This is a genomic window from Streptomyces solitudinis, assembly GCF_036323765.1.
Classification (GTDB): domain Bacteria; phylum Actinomycetota; class Actinomycetes; order Streptomycetales; family Streptomycetaceae; genus Streptomyces.
This window is the reverse complement of sequence record NZ_JAZDCW010000007.1, coordinates 229,569-243,083: the sequence shown is the minus strand read 5'-3', so window position 1 is coordinate 243,083 and position 13,515 is coordinate 229,569. Positions and strand designations below refer to the sequence as shown.

Here is a 13,515-nt window from a genome sequence, read left to right as displayed (position 1 = left end):
CAGGCCGGGGTGGTTCAGCGGAGACCGGCGCGGACCAGGCCCGTCTCGTAGGCGAGGACGACGGCCTGCACCCGGTCGCGCAGGCCCAGCTTCGTGAGGATGCGCCCCACGTGCGTCTTGACGGTCGCCTCCGACAGCGCCAGGTGCGCGGCGATCTCGCCGTTCGACATGCCCTGCGCGACGAGGAGCAGCACCTCGCGCTCCCGGTCGGTGAGCCGGTCCAGTTCCTTGCTGTGCGGCTCCTCGGCGGTGGTGGGCAGCAGGGGCGAGAACCGGTCGATGAGCCGCTTCGTCGTGGACGGCGCCACGACCGCGTCCCCGCTGTGGACGGCGCGGATCGCGGTCAGCAGCTCGGCGGGCGGCACGTCCTTCAGCAGGAAGCCGCTGGCCCCGGCCTTGAGGGCGGCGAAGGCGTACTCGTCCAGGTCGAACGTGGTCAGGATGAGGACGCGGGGGGCGCCGGGGCCGCCCTCGCCCTCCTGGCAGATGCGGCGGGTCGCCTCGACGCCGTCCATCACCGGCATGCGGATGTCCATGAGCACCACGTCGACGGGCGTGGTGCTCAGCACGGACACCGCCTCGGCGCCGTCCCCGGCCTCGGCGGTGACCTCCATGTCCGGCTGGGCCGCCAGCACCATGCGGAAGCCGGTGCGCAGGAGCGCCTGGTCGTCGACGAGCATGACGCGCACGGTCATGGGTCCCCATTTCTGGCTCGTGGTGGTGGCCGGTCTTCGCGGTGGAGTGGCGGAGCGGGGTGTGTGGCGGGGTGCCCGGTGTCCCGGCTGGTGGACGGGGCCGCTCGGCGGGGCCGTTCAGGCCGCGCCCGTCGGGCGGTGCCGGTCGGGCGGTGCCGGTCGGGCGGTGCCGGTCAGTCGACGCCGGTCAGCGGCAGGCGGGCCCGGATGCGGAAGCCGCCGCCCGGACGCGGCCCCGTCTCCAGGTCACCGCCGACCATGCCGACGCGTTCGCGCATGCCGATCAGCCCGTGCCCCAGGCCGTCCGTGCCGCCGTCCTCGTACAGCTCCGCCTGGGCGCCCCGGCCGTCGTCCTCGGCGAGCAGGCCCAGCTCGTCGGCGCCGTAGGAGAGCCGCACGACGGCCTCGGCGTCCGGGCCGCCGTGCTTGCGGGTGTTGGTCAGCGCCTCCTGCACGATGCGGTACGCGGTCAGCTCCACGCCGCTGGGCAGCGGACGCGGCGTGCCGTCCACCCGGAAGTCCACGGGCAGGCCGGTGCCGCGCACCTGCTCCACCAGGTCGGTGAGCTGCTCCACGCCCGGCTGCGGCACGTACTCGCCGCCCTCGCCGCCCTCCCCGGTGCGCAGCACGCCCAGCAGGCGGCGCATCTCGGCGAGCGCCTGCCGCCCGGTGCCGGAGATCGTCTGGAGGGCCTGCCGGGTCTGCTCGGGGGCGGTGTCCAGCACGTAGGCGCCGCCGTCGGCCTGCACGACCATGACGGAGACGTTGTGCGCCACCACGTCGTGCAGCTCCCGCGCGATCCTCGCCCGCTCGGCCGCCACGGCGACCTTCGCCTGCGCCTCCCGCTCCTTCTCCAGCCGCGCCGCCCGCTCCTCCAGCTGCACGTAGTAGGCGCGGCGGGTGCGCAGCGAGTCGCCCAGGACCCAGGCCAGCAGGAAGCAGACCGTCAGGAAGACGACGAAGAAGACGTTGCCGAGGGTGCTCCCGTCCCCCTCGGGCACGAACCGCAGCGCGGCGAGCGTCGGCCCGACGAACGCGCCGGTGAGGGCGGACAGCGAGGCCCACCGGGCCCGGCCCGAGGCGACGGTGAAGACGATCACCAGCATGGCGAAGTCGGGCACCACCGCGAAGACGTCCGCCGCGAGCTGGAGGAGTCCGGCGACGGCGGCGACGATCAGCATCCGCTCCGGCCAGCGGCGGCGCAGCCACACCACGCAGCACAGCGCGACCGAGACGGTGACGCCCGCGGCCACCTGCCAGCCCGCCATCCTGGGACGGCTGTAGGACGCCTCCCCCACGAGCCACAGGGCGGACATCATCAGCAGGCAGACGGCCCAGAAGCCGTCCACCAGCATCGGATGTCTGCGGAAGAACTCGTAGAGCCGGTGCACGTCACCCAGCGTAAACAGGGACGAAGGGTGCCTGAGTCAACCGGACGGCCGATCCCCCGCCCGTCCGCCTACTTCCCAGGGTGGAGACGGCGTGCTCCCGAAGCGTCGTGACCGGCGCCTACCGTGTCCGGTGTGACCGAGGACTTCACCGGGTGGCGCGAGGCCGCCGAGCGCGCGCTGTACGGGCCCGAGGGCTTCTTCGTGCGGGAGGCGCCCGGCGCGCACTTCCGCACGTCCGTGCACGCGTCGCCGCTGTACGCCGCCGCCGTGGCCGAGCTGCTGCGCCGGGTGGACGAGGCCCTGGGCCGCCCGGCGGAGCTGGCCCTCGTGGACGTCGGCGCGGGCCGGGGGGAACTGCTGACCGGGGTGCTGGCGGCGCTCCCGGACGAGGTGGCCGGGCGGCTGCGGCCGGTCGCCGTGGAACGGGCGGCGCGGCCGGCCGGGCTGGACGCCCGCGTCGCGTGGCGCTCCCGCCTGCCCGGGGGCGGGCTGCGCGGACTGCTGTTCGCCAACGAGTGGCTGGACGACGTGCCCTGCGAGGTGGCCGAGACGGACGCGTCGGGCGTGTGGCGCCGGGTGCTGGTCGCCCGCGACGGCACCGAGCGGCTGGGCGGGCCCGTCGGCGGCGCGGACGCGCGGTGGCTGGCGCGCTGGTGGCCCGCCGCGGCGGGCCCCGGGGCCCGGCCGGAACCGGGGCTGCGGGCGGAGGTCGGGCGGCCCCGCGACGCGGCGTGGCGCCGGGCCGTCGCGGTGCTGGAGCGGGGGCTCGCCGTCGCCGTCGACTACGCCCACACCGCCGCCGCCCGGCCGCCCTTCGGCACGCTCACCGGCTACCGGGACGGCCGCGAGGTGCGTCCGGTGCCCGACGGGTCCTGCGATCTGACGGCACACGTCGCCCTGGACGCCTGCGCGGAGCCCGGCGCGGTGCTGCTGCCGCAGCGCACGGCGCTGGCCCGGCTCGGGGTGGCGGGCGCGCGTCCCCCGCTGGCGCTCGCGCGCACCGACCCGGCCGGGTACGTGCGGGCGCTGGCCCGCGCCGGACAGGCGGCGGAGCTGCGCGACGCGGGCGGCCTCGGCGCCCACACCTGGCTGCTCCAGCCCCGGGGCGTCGCCGACCCGCTCGCCGGGCCCGGCCCGCCGGGCGCGTGACGGCGCGCGGGCGGCGGCCCGCCGGTCCGCCCGGAGCGGTCGGCGCCCGGGGCAGGCGGCGCTCAGGTCAGCCAGCGCTCGGGGCGGGCGGTGCGGCGCCCGGTGCGGGACCGCTCCGCCTGCGCCCCGACGATCGCGTGCGCCTCCGCCGCGTCCCGCAGCCGCGCCGCCGTGGACGCGTTCGCGCCGTGGTCCACGTGCACGTCGGCGAGGCCGAGCCGCCGCATCCACGGCCCCTGGGTGAGCCGCACGCTCTGCACCTTCGCGTGCGGCACCAGCTCCACCACCCGGCGCAGCCGCCCGTACCGGGTGACGAAGACGGCGTCCGTCACCCCGTGCCCGTACCCGCGCCACCACACCGGCACGGCCCAGCGCGCCCGGGGCGCCACGGGACGGGCCGCCTCCGCCGCCGCCGCGACGTCCACGCCGGGCAGGACGCGGGCCAGCACTCCGGCCGCCACGTCCCGCTCGGCGACGGGCAGCAGCACGGTCGCCGCCTTGTCGCCGCCCGCGACGGCCAGCTCGACCCGCACCCAGCCGCGCCGCCGCCACAGCAGCGGCTCCAGGACGCGCACGGCCTGCACCCGGCCGGGCGGGACGGTGGCGTGCTCCCGGTTGAGCAGCCCGTGGTCCACGCGGACGCCGTCCGGCGACTCGGCGACCTTCCAGTCGTACTCGGTGAGGTAGCGGCCGACGGTGGCCATCCAGGCGCCGCCCACCATGGGCAGCGCCGTGGCGAGCGCGGCGGTGACGCTGCCGGTGGTCCACCACAGGACGAGCGGCGTCACGACGAGGGCGGCCAGGAAGCCCCAGCCCGTCCCCATCAGCAGCAGCGCCACCGTCAGCATGCCCGGCGGCACCCGCAGCAGCTCCCGCTCGGGCGCCTCGCCCGCCGTGGGGGCGGCCTCGGGGGCGATCCCGGCGGCGCGGGCGAGGAGTTCCGCGCGCAGCGCCACCGCGTCGGCCTCGCCGAGGAAGGCCAGCTCGTCCTTGGCCTCGGTGCCGACGACGTCCAGTTTGAGCTTGGCCACCCCGGCGACGCGGGCGAGCAGCGGCCGGGAGACGTCCACGGCCTGGATGCGGTCGAGCCGGATGTGCGCGACGCGCCGGAACAGCAGCCCGGTGCGGATGCGCAGTTCGGTGTCGGTGACGGCGTAGTGCGTCGCCCACCAGGACAGGAAGCCGTACGCGGCGGCCAGCGGCACCACGACGGCGAAGGCCACCAGCAGCCAGCCGAGGGTGAGCTGCTCGGCCCACTCGCGGGTGCGCCGGAAGTCCTGCACGGCGAAGACGGTGAGCGCGGCGATGGGCGCCCAGGCCCGGCGCCACGGGGTGATGGGGTGCAGGCGCTTGCCCTCGGGCGGCGGCATCACAGCCCCGCCGACCGGGCCTCGCCCAGCTCGGTCAGCCGGTCCCGCAGCCGCTCGGCCTCCCCGGGCACGAGACCGGGGATGGCGGCGTCCGTGGTGGCGGCGGCCGTGTGGAGCTGGAGGCGGGCCAGCCCGTACCGGCGCTCCAGCGGCCCGGATGTGACCTCGACGAGCTGCATGCGCCCGTAGGGGACGACGGTCAGCTCCCGCCAGAGCACGCCGCGGCTGATCAGCAGGTCGTCGGCCCGCTCCACGTACCGCCACGAGCGCCAGTTCCGGCCGAGCGCGTACCAGCCCCAGGCGGCGGCGGCCGGCCACACCAGGGCGGGCAGCGCCCAGCCCCAGCCCAGCGGCCAGCCGAGGGCCACCGCCGTGACGGCCGTGAGCAGCGCCGTCACCGACAGCAGCACCGCCCGCCGCATGCGCAGCAGGGCCCGTTCGACCCCGCGCCACTGCTCCGCGTCCGTGCCGGACGCCGCGGCGTCCGGCCCGCCCCCATCTCGCTGCTGCATGGCACCAGGGTAGGCGGGCACGCACGCGGACGCCCCGGGCTGTCAGACTTGCGCCATGACGGAGACGACTGTCGGCATCGGAGGCGCGGCCGAGAGCACCGACATGGTGCTCAACATCGGTCCGCAGCACCCGTCCACCCACGGCGTGCTGCGGCTGCGGCTGGTGCTGGACGGCGAGCGGATCAGCGCGGCCGAGCCGGTCGTCGGCTACATGCACCGGGGCGCCGAGAAGCTGTTCGAGGCCCGCGACTACCGGCAGATCATCGTCCTGGCCAACCGGCACGACTGGCTGTCGGCGTTCTCCAACGAACTGGGCGTCGTGCTCGCCGTCGAGCGGATGCTCGGCATGGAGGTGCCCGAGCGGGCGGTGTGGCTGCGGACCCTGCTGGCCGAGCTGAACCGGGTCCTCAACCACCTGATGTTCCTCGGCTCCTACCCGCTGGAGCTGGGCGGCATCACGCCGATCTTCCACGCCTTCTCCGAGCGGGAGGACCTCCAGCACGTCATGGAGGAGGTCTCCGGCGGGCGCATCCACTACATGTTCAACCGGGTCGGCGGCCTCAAGGAGGACCTGCCCGCGGGGTGGACGGGCCGCGCGCGGGCGGCGGTGGCGGCGCTGCGTGTCCGGATGGACCTCTTCGACGACCTCGTCCTCGGCAACGAGATCTTCCGCGCCCGCACCCGCGGCGTCGGCGTGCTGGCCCCGGCGACGGTGCACGCGTACGGGGTCAGCGGCCCCATCGCCCGTGCCTCCGGGGTGGACTTCGACCTGCGCCGCGACGAGCCGTACCTCGCCTACGGGCAGCTCGGCGACACCCTGCGCGTCATCACCCGGCAGGACGGCGACTGCCTGGCCCGTTTCGAGGTGCTGCTCGCCCAGACGCGCAACTCCCTGGACCTGGCCGACGCCTGCCTGGACCGGCTCGCGGAGCTGCCGCCCGGCCCGGTCAACCAGCGGCTGCCGAAGGTGCTCAAGGCCCCGGAGGGCGCCACGTACGCCTGGACGGAGAACCCGCTCGGGCTCAACGGCTACTACCTGGTCTCCAAGGGCGAGAAGACGCCGTACCGGCTGAAGCTGCGCTCGGCGTCCTTCAACAACATCCAGGCGCTCTCCGAGCTGCTGCCCGGCACGCTGGTGGCGGACATGGTCGCCATCCTCGGTTCGTTCTTCTTCGTCGTCGGCGACATCGACAAGTAGTGCGGCGTTCCGGTCATCGGCGTACGCTCCCCGGGTTCGTGATGTTGAAACGGGGAGGTCCCGATGGGGTTCCGCAGCAGACTGACGCACGTGTCCGCGCCGGTGGCGCCCGCCGCCACGGCGGGGCGAAGCGCACGTGGCGGCCCCGGCCGCGGCTGCCGGAGCGCGGGCGGCCGGGGCGCGGCTGCGGACGTCCGGGGCGCCGCTTCGGTGCTCTCGGCGCCCTCGCGCGACGCGCCGTGGGTGACGGCCGCACCGGGTGACGGCAGCGGCGGCGAGCGCGACGAGAAGGGCACCCCGGCGGTCGGACGTCCGGTCAAGCCGGTCGCGGCGGCCGGTGCCCACGGGACCGTCTCCGGCCGCCCGGCCGGGTAGGGCGGGCCCGGCGGCGTCAGGAGATACGGCGGCGGCCGAAGGGCCCCCCGGCCCCGGTGTCGCGCTGCTCGGCGTCGCCGCGCTCGGCCAGGTCGATCACCTTCGCCGCCCGGCTGGGCCGCTTCGGCTCCCCCGCCGGACCGGGCCGCCCGGCGTCGCCGGCGGACCCGGTGTCGTCCGCCGACGCGGAGTCGTCCGCCGGCGCGGAGTCGTCCGCCGGCGCGGAGTCGTCCGCCGGCGCGGAGTCGTCCGCGGGCGCGGTGCCGGCGTCGGCGGACGCGGAGTCGGCCGGGGCGGTGGCAGCCGGAGCCGCCCCGGCCGGAGCGGCGTGGCGCGGTCCGGCCGGAGCCGGTGCCGCGCCGGGCTCCGGCTCCCCGGACGGCGCCGCGGGCGCGGGCTCGTGCGCGGGCCGGGCGGCGGGCCGCCCCGCCGCCTTCGGCGCACCGGCGGGCGCGCGGTGGCCGCCCCGGGTGAAGTAGTCGAATCCGCTGGGACGCTCGTCCCGCGACGGCGTCACCGCCCTGGCGGCGAGCCGGTCCAGGGCGGCCAGCGCCCGGCGGTACGCCTCCGGACTGGTGGCGGCCGAAGCCCCCGGCGGGAGGGCCCGCGCGGGCCCGGCGGCGGCGATGGCGAGCTGACGGCGGCCCTCCAGCGCGGTGGCCCGGTCCGTCTCGGCGTTCGCGTACCGGCGCAGCAGCGCCGCGTGCTCGGTGCGCAGCCGCTCGAACGCCCGGCGCTTGCCGCGCAGTTCGTCCTCCAGACGGCCGCGTATCCGCCGGTGCTCCTCCAGGTCCTCCTCCAGCTCGGCCTGGCGCTCCTCGGCCCGCCACTCCAGCCCGGTCCTGGCGGCCTCCGCTTCGTGGACGCGGCGCCCGGCGGCGCGGTCCCAGCGCCGCAGCAGCACCGCACCGGCGACGGCGGCGAGGGCGGCGCCGCAGACCAGGCCGCGCAGCAGCGGCCCTTCGGGCACCAGCCAGGCACCCCCCGCGCAGGCGAGCGCGGTGGCGGCCAGGGCCGCCGGGGCGAGCAGCCGGTGCAGGGGCGGTGCCTGCCGGTGACGTCCTCGTGGCATGGCCCGAAATTTACCGTGCGTGGCGTTCCGCCGGGAGGGCATGGGGTGAATCGTTCCCCGGTGGTTACGCACCCAGCCCCGGCGAACCGTCCACCACCACGTCAGCCCCTCACCCCGACGCCGCTCAATGCCGTTGCCCGGGATCGGGCAGCGGGACAGCTTCTGGCCAGCCGTGGGTCAGGCCCAGGCCAAGCACCCGGGGGATCGGTGGTACCGGTCCCCCTGCCAGCAACCGCACCGCCATGGTGGATCGCGCGCTTCAAGGGTGCTCCCGCGGAACTCCGGCCGTCTCAGGAGCTCTGGGCCTGACCGGGGTTGAGGAGTTCTGCGGTGACCTCGTGGAGCATGCCGGGGTCTTGTGCGGCGCGGCCGATGGCGACACCGTCCCAGGGAGCGGCCTGCCGCAGGGCCGTGTAGGTGCCGGGCATGACGGAGCCACCGTACAGATAGCGCGTGTGGGCGTTGCCGATCGCGGTGTGCAGGCTCTGCAGTACGTGAGCCGCGTGGTCGGGCGAGGCGCCGTGGTCGCTGCCGATGGCCCACGCGGGTTCGTACAGGACGAGCGAGGGCCGACCGGGCCGGAGCCGGGTGAGGACCGCTGCTTGGCGCACGACGTGCCGGGCGGCGTCCTGGGCGCTCAGCCGGGTGTCCTCGCCGACGCAGAGCAGCGGGACGAGGCCGGCCTCAGAGGCGGCGGTGACCTTGCGGGCGATGAGGTCGTCGTCCTCCCCGAACAGGCGCCGGCGCTCGGCGTGCCCGAGCATGACGTGCCGGCAGCCGATCTCGGCGAGCAGTTCCGCGCTCACCTCACCGGTGACCGCTCCGCCCTCCGGCCAGCAGTCCTGCGCGCCGGCCGTGACACCGCAGTCGCCGAGCCGGGCCTGGGCGATGGGCAGCAGGGGATAGGGCAGGCAGGCGAAGAAGGACAGACGGGCCAGGGAGGGCGCGTGCGGCAGGATCACGCCGTGGAGCCAGCGCAGGGTGTCGGCGAGGCCGAGGTTCATCTTGGTGCTGGTACAGCTCAACGGAGTGGGAGGCGTCTTCATACCGCTCCTCGTGGGAGTCATTCGAGGTTGGCGTGCCGGGCGAACATGGCCTCCGCGTCGGCGTGCTGGCTGCCTTCCAGGACCAGGACCAGGCAGTCGAAGAAGAGGAAGGCTCCCTGCTCGAAGAGGGTGCCGACGAACTGGCTCGAGTCAGAGGGCCGGTAGTCCTGGCTGTACTCGCGCAACCGGACCACCAGGTCGGCGTCCCGGGCGAGGCTGCTGTCCGGGTTCCCGGTCACCACGGCCACCCGTGCCCCGGCGCGTGCGGCCGTCCGCGTCAGGCAGACGACGGTGGGTGTCTCCCCGGAGCCGCTGCAGGCGATCAGCAGGTCCCCCTCGCTGATGGCCGGAGTCGTGGCATCGGCCGCGACATGGACGGTCAGGCCCAAGTGCATCAACCTCATGGCGAAGGCGTCGACCGCCATCTTCGAGCGCCCCATGCCCAGAACGAAGACGCGTCCGGCTGCACGGACGGCGTCGATCAGCGCCTGCGCCTCCTCTTCCTCCGTACGGGACAGCAGCGCCTCCACCTCGCGGAGGACCACGCGTCTCGCGCTGGCGAAGACGCCGTCCACCCCGATGGGGACGTCAGCGGGACGGTCGGGTTCGTCGGACTGATCAACCATGGCCGGAACCTGTTCGGAAGAGGAGGACAGAAGAGGACTACGGAACGGGCAGTCGTGACGCTCACCACGAGTCGTGGTGGTCCGCCTCCCGTCGGGGCGCGGGGAGCCGGAGTGGGTGCGGCTCACGGCCCGCGCGGACCGCAGACCGGGAAGGCACCCGAGGGCCTCGCAGGGCCCGCAGACACCGGCTGCGCACGCCTGTCCGGCCGTGCGTAGTGGTTCCGGTTCCGCCACGAGCCGCAGATTTCCGAACGGGAGGACCCACGGCGTCTGTCAGCGGACGAGTCAGACTCATCAGCGGAACCGCCGGTCGCCCGGATCGCGGTCAGAGGATCTGGAGGTTCAGCGGGCCGGACACGGTGGTCAGCCCCTCCGGGGTGAGGCATTCGAGGATCTGGGCCGGACCGGGCGCCAGGATGAACTCGACGACGATCGTCGAGCCTTTGAAATCTCCCGAGTGAATCTCCCCGGACAGCACGATGACGGACAGGCCACCGGGACGCAGGCTGACGGCGGTGGTGAAGGTGAAGGCGCTGAAGCGGTTCTCAGGATTCGTCCAGTTGATCCGGCCGCTGCCCTCGGCCTCCTCCCACACGCAGGACAGCAGGCCGTTGCCGGTGAAGGTGACCGTGCCGGTCGTGTGGTCGAGAGGCACGCCCACACAGGGACCTATGGCGCCGGATGCGAACAGATCCACTTCCCGTGGCACGAGCGTCAAGCCGGGGTCGTACGTGCTGGTCTCGTAGCCGGGACAGTCCAAGAGCGCCTGGGCACTGCCGACGCGGTGCTCCGCGGCGGAGGCAGAGCCTGGAGCGGCCGACAGGCCGAGGAGAGGCAGGGCCAGGGCCACACCTGCGCACAGAGAACGACGTAACACGGAGAGCTCCTTCGGTCGCGGAAGCGGTACCGGTAGCCTCTCCACGTGAAAGGGGGAGCGCCATAGCCCCCTCGGGCCGGAGTGCGCGCTGGCCCGGAATTGACACGCCCGGCGCGTGCGGATACGCCCCCGCGCACCCGCACGCGCCCCGCACCACGCGGCTCGCGTCCGCACGTGCGGTGGGGCGGGAAGCGCCTTGTGAGGGTGACGACAGGTGCCGGACCGTCATGAGCACCGGCCAGAGTGCGTGCCCCCGCCGTGGGCGGCCCTGGCAGGTGTCCCGTCTGTGCGGAAGTGATCGAGCACCCGGAGAACGACACGACCACGTATGACGCGTCTACTCCGTGTTCGGGCTGCCTGGTTGATCGGCGGAGGAGAGCGCCGCTGACCGACCCCGCTTCACCCAGTCCGTGTGCTGCCCCGCGTACCGGACGGCGGCGTCCTACCGGCAGCGGAATGCTCCACCGAGCCAGGTGCACGGTGGAGCACCCCGCGCACGCATGCACGAGTTCAAAGGGTCAGACGGAGCCGAACTCCCCGCCCTTCACGCCCGCCACGAAGGCGGCGAACGACCCGGCGGTGACGGTCAGGACGGGACCGGCCGGGTTCTTGGAGTCGCGGACGGGGACCACACCATCCGAGGAGACGAGGTTGGCGGCGACCTCAACGCAGTTACCACCGTTGCCGCTGTAGGAGGACTTGAACCAACGGGGGGAATCGGTCGTCACGAGATGCCCTTTCGTAGTTGGTTGATCATGGCCACAGAAGCCGCCGGGGACAGCGCTTCGCCCTGTAGTTGATGGTAGGCGGTCAGCATGGGCAGCACTGACGTTGCCTCTCGGTCAAGGTGCCCCTGCGTTTGGGACTCGGCGTAGCAGACCACGGATCGGTCGGCGAGGGTGAGCAGATTGATCGGAAGGTTGAACGCACGCCGGGCACCGATGCTGAACGGCGCCACCTGGAGGATCCAGTTCGGCCGGGCGGCGACATCGACGAGACGCTGAAGCTGCGCGTTCATGACCTCTGTGCCTCCGACCGCATGGTGGAGGCAGCTCTCGTCCATGACGACGAGCACCAGCGGCGGACGAGGCCGTTCCAACGCCGCTTGGCGCTCCCCCAGGAACGCGACGCGTTCCGCGGCTTGTTCGCGCGTGATGGAGCCACGCTCCACATGGCCGTCTTCTTGGGCCCGCGCGTACTCCGGCGTCTGCAACAGTCCGGGGATGATCCCGACCTCGTAGAGCCGGATCTCAACCGCTCGCCCCTCGTGCGCGACGTACTCCGGGAAGCCTTCCAGCAGGCTGCCGTGCTTGATCTCCCCCCATTCACGTTCGAAGGAGTCGGCCGTACCTTCGATTCCCAGTGCAGCGTCAACGGCCACTGAAAATCGGCGGGTAGGCGGTTTGTGTCCGGTTTCCACCCCCGATACGTGCCGTCCGGAGTACCCGATACGCGCGCCTAGATCGTCTTGCAGCCACCCCTGCGCCTCCCGCGCTCTGCGCAAACGCGCGCCGAAAGCAGCTTCCGGGCTCGCCTCGGGGTTCAACTCCTTGCGGTTTACCAACGTTCCCTCCGCTTCCGCAACGTTGAATACCACCACACCCTAGGACACGCTGACTCTCCTTGGTAGTGGAACCACTACGGAGAGGAGCCATTGTGTCCGATGAGGATATGCCCGCGACGCAACAGGAACTTCCCACCGTCCCGGCCCCGACCCCCGGCTCGCTCGTCATGGACGTAGCGCGGGGCCAGGTAGGGGAGTTCCGGTGCGTGCGGGGCGGGTTGTGGTCGCTGCGGCCGATAGAGGGCGGGCAGCACTGGACGGTGGCCCCGGCTGACACCCGGCCGGTCACCCCGCGGGAGCGGCTGCGCGCGGAGACCACGCGGCGAAACGCCCGCAGCCGGGGAGCACTGCTGTGACCACGCCGATCCGGCGCATGTTCCGGTTCGTCAACTGGACGCTGCGGCCCGACCGGGAGGCGGACGCCCCGCCCCTCACCTACGCGTTCCGGTGCCTGGCCCTGCTCGGCGACGACACCCCGTGCGACGCGAGGTCCCAGACGGAGACCGACCCGGCCGGGCCGCAGGAGTGGGCGTTCGGCCACCTGCGCCAGCACCCCGGCCACACCAGCTACGCCGAGGTGATCGAGCGCCCCTGGGTGATGTGGCGGGGCGAGGCCGTATGAACGGGTCGCCTCATCCGGCAGGTTACTGGTGCGAGGTACGCGCCGAAGGGCTCGTGTACGGCACGGGCGGCACCGCGTCCTGCCTCCTGGGCACCTTCCAGACCATCTCCCCGGTGCTCGCCCTGCGCTGGCTCCGCGGCCAGGCCGTCCGGCTCGCGGACCGGCTCGACCCCGACCCCCGCCACTCCCCCTGGGCCCGGCCCTTCCAGCGGATGCCGTCCGTGCCCGTCCCCGACAGCCCCACCGCCCTGCGCGCGTGGCTCGCGGAGCCGGGCGTGCAACGCGCGGTACGCGAGCGCGTCAAGGCCGGGCATCCGTTGTCCGCCGCGTTCCCGGACGCCGACTGCACGTTCACCCTCTCCCTCTGGCCGGTACGGCTGCCCGCCGACAGACCCGGCCAGCCGTTACCCGAACCGATACCCCGCCGGCCCGGCGGACGGCCCCCGCCCGGTACCGCCCCCGGAGCCCGCCCGTGCGACACCCGCGTGGCGCGCGGACAGGGCTCCCGCATCCGCTCAGCACTCGACGAAAGACCAGCCCATGCACCAGTGCACCGCCACCGCTCTCCTGTCACCCCCTGAGGGCGTCACCCGCCTGGCCACCCCCGACCAGCCCGTGCGGCCCGCCTACGTCCTGTGCGAACTGGGCGAAGGACACGACCACGACCACGCGCAGATGCTGTGGGAGGACGACGTCGACGACGGCGCCGTCTGGGTCCGGTGGAAGGAGGACAGGGCGACGTTCGCCGAACTGCGCTGGTGCCCCGAACTCACCCCCGCCGGTGACGGATGCGGCCTGTTCACCGACCACCCCAGCGCACACGGGTGGGACGTCGTCGACCCGACCCGCGAAGCCCTCGTGGCGGAGCTGGCGAAGAACTACCCCGACCTGCTCCCCGACCACGGTCCGGAGGCGGCCTGACACTCCAGCAGCAGCGAGGGCAGTGCACAACGCGCATGCGCGCGGCGCTGGTTCGTAGAACCGACCACACCACGGCACCGGCAGTCAGGCGGCTCCC

17 protein-coding genes are annotated in these 13,515 nt (G+C 74.1%); 7 read left to right on the top strand and 10 right to left on the bottom strand.

Going from position 1 to position 13,515, the window contains the following annotated elements:
- Nucleotides 1-14 precede the first annotated feature (14 nt).
- Together V1J52_RS19730 and V1J52_RS19725 are read right to left on the bottom strand one after the other, a co-directional pair.
- Nucleotides 15-695: a response regulator gene (locus tag V1J52_RS19730; protein WP_330141212.1), complete on the bottom strand. Its 681-nt coding sequence runs from the start codon at nucleotides 693-695 to the stop codon at nucleotides 15-17.
- Nucleotides 696-868: 173 nt separating this feature from the next.
- Entirely contained in the window at nucleotides 869-2,086 is a 1,218-nt protein-coding gene (locus tag V1J52_RS19725) for a sensor histidine kinase (protein ID WP_330141211.1), read from the bottom strand.
- Between the two features lie 132 nt (nucleotides 2,087-2,218).
- Here V1J52_RS19725 and V1J52_RS19720 point away from each other — a divergent pair, with 132 nt between their 5' ends.
- On the top strand, nucleotides 2,219-3,235 hold the full coding sequence (locus V1J52_RS19720) for an SAM-dependent methyltransferase (protein WP_330141210.1): 1,017 nt from the start codon (nucleotides 2,219-2,221) through the stop codon (nucleotides 3,233-3,235).
- A gap of 62 nt (nucleotides 3,236-3,297) precedes the next feature.
- On the opposite strand, the gene V1J52_RS19715 is transcribed toward V1J52_RS19720, so the two are convergent.
- Entirely contained in the window at nucleotides 3,298-4,605 is a 1,308-nt protein-coding gene (locus V1J52_RS19715) for a PH domain-containing protein (RefSeq protein ID WP_330141209.1), read from the bottom strand.
- Nucleotides 4,605-5,117 carry a PH domain-containing protein gene (locus V1J52_RS19710; RefSeq protein WP_443075872.1) on the bottom strand — a complete coding sequence of 171 codons (513 nt, stop codon included), beginning with the start codon at nucleotides 5,115-5,117 and terminating at the stop codon, nucleotides 4,605-4,607. The genes V1J52_RS19715 and V1J52_RS19710 overlap by 1 nt, the downstream gene beginning before the upstream one ends.
- A gap of 55 nt (nucleotides 5,118-5,172) precedes the next feature.
- On the opposite strand from V1J52_RS19710, the gene V1J52_RS19705 reads away from it, so the two are divergent.
- Nucleotides 5,173-6,315: an NADH-quinone oxidoreductase subunit D gene (locus V1J52_RS19705; protein ID WP_330141208.1), complete on the top strand. Its 1,143-nt coding sequence runs from the start codon at nucleotides 5,173-5,175 to the stop codon at nucleotides 6,313-6,315.
- A gap of 243 nt (nucleotides 6,316-6,558) precedes the next feature.
- A complete protein-coding gene (locus V1J52_RS19700) occupies nucleotides 6,559-6,690 on the top strand; it encodes a hypothetical protein (RefSeq protein ID WP_330141207.1) in 132 nt (43 codons plus the stop codon).
- Between the two features lie 16 nt (nucleotides 6,691-6,706).
- Here the strand turns inward: V1J52_RS19700 and V1J52_RS19695 are convergent, their stop codons facing one another.
- The 6 genes from V1J52_RS19695 to V1J52_RS19670 all read right to left on the bottom strand — a co-directional run bounded on the left by V1J52_RS19695 (nucleotide 6,707) and on the right by V1J52_RS19670 (nucleotide 11,875).
- A complete protein-coding gene (locus V1J52_RS19695) occupies nucleotides 6,707-7,762 on the bottom strand; it encodes a hypothetical protein (protein ID WP_330141206.1) in 1,056 nt (351 codons plus the stop codon).
- Between the two features lie 290 nt (nucleotides 7,763-8,052).
- Complete coding sequence (locus V1J52_RS19690; RefSeq protein WP_330141205.1) at nucleotides 8,053-8,808, bottom strand: triose-phosphate isomerase; 756 nt, start codon at nucleotides 8,806-8,808, stop codon at nucleotides 8,053-8,055.
- 17 nt (nucleotides 8,809-8,825) lie between these two features.
- Nucleotides 8,826-9,434 carry a 6-phospho-3-hexuloisomerase gene (hxlB, locus tag V1J52_RS19685; RefSeq protein WP_330141204.1) on the bottom strand — a complete coding sequence of 203 codons (609 nt, stop codon included), beginning with the start codon at nucleotides 9,432-9,434 and terminating at the stop codon, nucleotides 8,826-8,828.
- Between the two features lie 325 nt (nucleotides 9,435-9,759).
- Nucleotides 9,760-10,089, bottom strand: a complete 330-nt coding sequence (locus tag V1J52_RS19680; RefSeq protein ID WP_330141203.1) for a hypothetical protein — start codon at nucleotides 10,087-10,089, stop codon at nucleotides 9,760-9,762.
- A gap of 740 nt (nucleotides 10,090-10,829) precedes the next feature.
- Nucleotides 10,830-11,039, bottom strand: coding sequence for a DUF397 domain-containing protein (locus tag V1J52_RS19675; RefSeq protein WP_330141202.1), 210 nt, complete (start codon nucleotides 11,037-11,039; stop codon nucleotides 10,830-10,832).
- Entirely contained in the window at nucleotides 11,036-11,875 is an 840-nt protein-coding gene (locus V1J52_RS19670; RefSeq protein WP_330141264.1) for a helix-turn-helix domain-containing protein, read from the bottom strand. Before V1J52_RS19670 ends, V1J52_RS19675 begins: the two co-directional genes overlap by 4 nt.
- A gap of 92 nt (nucleotides 11,876-11,967) precedes the next feature.
- Here V1J52_RS19670 and V1J52_RS19665 point away from each other — a divergent pair, with 92 nt between their 5' ends.
- The 4 genes from V1J52_RS19665 to V1J52_RS19650 are packed head-to-tail and all read left to right on the top strand — an operon-like array spanning nucleotide 11,968 to nucleotide 13,418.
- Nucleotides 11,968-12,231 carry a hypothetical protein gene (locus tag V1J52_RS19665; RefSeq protein ID WP_330141201.1) on the top strand — a complete coding sequence of 88 codons (264 nt, stop codon included), beginning with the start codon at nucleotides 11,968-11,970 and terminating at the stop codon, nucleotides 12,229-12,231.
- Complete coding sequence (locus V1J52_RS19660) at nucleotides 12,228-12,497, top strand: DUF7848 domain-containing protein (RefSeq protein ID WP_330141200.1); 270 nt, start codon at nucleotides 12,228-12,230, stop codon at nucleotides 12,495-12,497. Before V1J52_RS19665 ends, V1J52_RS19660 begins: the two co-directional genes overlap by 4 nt.
- Complete coding sequence (locus V1J52_RS19655; protein WP_330141199.1) at nucleotides 12,494-13,078, top strand: hypothetical protein; 585 nt, start codon at nucleotides 12,494-12,496, stop codon at nucleotides 13,076-13,078. The genes V1J52_RS19660 and V1J52_RS19655 overlap by 4 nt, the downstream gene beginning before the upstream one ends.
- Nucleotides 13,038-13,418 carry a hypothetical protein gene (locus tag V1J52_RS19650; RefSeq protein WP_330141198.1) on the top strand — a complete coding sequence of 127 codons (381 nt, stop codon included), beginning with the start codon at nucleotides 13,038-13,040 and terminating at the stop codon, nucleotides 13,416-13,418. Before V1J52_RS19655 ends, V1J52_RS19650 begins: the two co-directional genes overlap by 41 nt.
- Nucleotides 13,419-13,515: the final 97 nt, after the last annotated feature.